This window comes from Pseudomonadota bacterium (assembly GCA_010028905.1).
Lineage (GTDB): Bacteria > Vulcanimicrobiota > Xenobia > RGZZ01 > RGZZ01 > RGZZ01.
The window spans coordinates 1-1950 of the sequence record RGZZ01000696.1 but is presented as its reverse complement, the minus strand read 5'-3'; the positions used below and the strand labels follow the sequence as shown (position 1 = coordinate 1950).

The following is a 1950-nucleotide window of genomic DNA, read 5'->3' as shown; positions in this document are numbered from 1 at the left end:
CTCGCAGGCACGGCTCAGTGACGGCGTCACCTGAGCCGAAGTGCCCGCACCATCCATCACCATTTCACAGAGGAGAACATTCTTGACCGATACATTTTTGGCCGACGGCCTCGTCTATTCATTTCCCCAGCTCACGGGCAAGCGCGTGCTCGTCCACGGGCTGGGCGGAGGCAGGGACATCATCGCGGCCTGCGCCCTGGCCACCGTTCTGCGCGACCGCAATCCTGCAGCCTGTCTGTACGCCAACACGAAGCGCCAGAGCGACGGGCTTGACCGTCTGCGTCGGGGCGAGCATACGTTCAGCGCGTTGTTCACCGTGCGCCCCGATGATCACGCCGTTGCGAAACATGGCACCAGCACCATCGATCAGTGGATCGCGCCTGGAGACGACGGCTCGCCGATCATCTGCCATCTTCCCTATCATGCATCTGAGAAGACGCGCGCTGACATCGTGGCCGATCTGCGCGCGCTCGATCTCGACCTGATCATCGGGCTCGACATCGGGGGAGACTCTCTGCTCAAGCGCGATCGCGATTGGGAGATGCTCACGCTCATCAAGAAGACGGGCGTGCGCTGCGTGCACCTGGTGGTGGCCCTGGGCGCCGACGGCGAGTGTTCGCCCGAGAGCCTGCGTGCCCACGTCGAGCAGCGCCTCGAGAGCGGCAGCTATCGCGGCTGGTTTCCCCTCGATGGCCTGACAGAGACGATGAACGCCTTTGCCGGTCGCCTCGACCCGTCGCGAACGCCCAACATCATTCTCTCGGCGTTCGGCGCCCACAAAGACGACCCGACCATCACCGTCCGTCGCCCGCCCTCATCGCCCGTCGACATCCCCACACCCTGGCTGCGCTGCGGGTTCGTGTTCGATGCGTGAGCTCGGGTTGCCCGTCATTGGCGCTCCTGAATTCAAGTACGCTCGTTCTCTGGGCCATCGGTCGGTCGCGCGACGGTTCTGCGCGGTGCTCATGGTCGAGACGGGGGGCGCTGGGTCTAACCCCCATTTGTTGTGAGGGTATTGATCGAATACTCCCATCGACCGTGGGGGTGTATGCGGGGAACCCCATCGTGGCTCCCTTCCCGCCCTACACTAATTCTTGAGGGGCAGGGTGTCTCACCTATCATAGGCACAGCGGGGGCGGCCCAGGACAGAAGCGCTCAGATTGCCGTGTCCGTGAGAGCGGGCTCGGCCAACAGGCGACGCTGGTCCGCTCTGTGTTGAGGGTCTCTTGGCTCGCGAGCGCCGCAGATGGTATAATCCCAGGGAGATGTCACAGAAGATCAAGACCGTCGGAAAACGTCGCCCCAATCCTCGCCCGACACCAGAGGAGCTCGATGCCTTCTTCCAAATGCTGGAGGTCTTGCGACCCACACCTCACCTGGTGCCGCGCGGCGTGTACCGTTTCACGACATTCGAGGACGCGCAAGAATGGATGAGCGCTCAGACAGCCAGAACGGTGAGCTTGAGTACACCCGGGCACCAACCCAGGAAGATCTGAAGCAGCTGTGCGCCTGGTTGAACGCGGAAGGCGCCCGCTATGTCGTCATCGGGGGCATGGCGGTCAACCACTACGGCGTCGTTCGTGCAACGATGGACATCGATCTCATGGTAGACCCGCATCGTGAGAACATGGAGCGGGTCATCCGCGCGCTCAGCAACCTGCCGGATCGCGCCGCACTGGCGCTGGAGCCGGAGGAGATCGAGCACTACGTCGTGCTGCGTGTCAACGACGTGTTCACGGTCGACTTGCTGGCGAAGGCCTGTGACGTCACGTTCGATGATGTGACCATCGAGGTCGATCACCGCCTGGGTGTTGCCGTTCCCTTCGCCTCTCCGGCAGACATCATCCGTAAGCGCTTAACCAACCCCATCTTGTCTCGGCCTGCCCCGTGTGACACGATGGCGACGAGTTCATCGTCGAGGAGGTCACGCGGCAGATGGTCGCCAGCCAG

General features: G+C 62.9%; 2 protein-coding genes. Both read left to right on the top strand.

Annotation, left to right across the window (positions count from 1 at the left end; all coding sequences use genetic code 11):
• Positions 1 to 40: 40 nt before the first annotated feature.
• Positions 41 to 874, top strand: a complete 834-nt coding sequence (locus EB084_24450; GenBank protein ID NDD31414.1) for a DUF1152 domain-containing protein — start codon at positions 41 to 43, stop codon at positions 872 to 874.
• Between the two features lie 552 nt (positions 875 to 1426).
• Positions 1427 to 1950: hypothetical protein (locus EB084_24445; GenBank protein ID NDD31413.1), on the top strand; the 524-nt coding region annotated here is incomplete at its 3' end.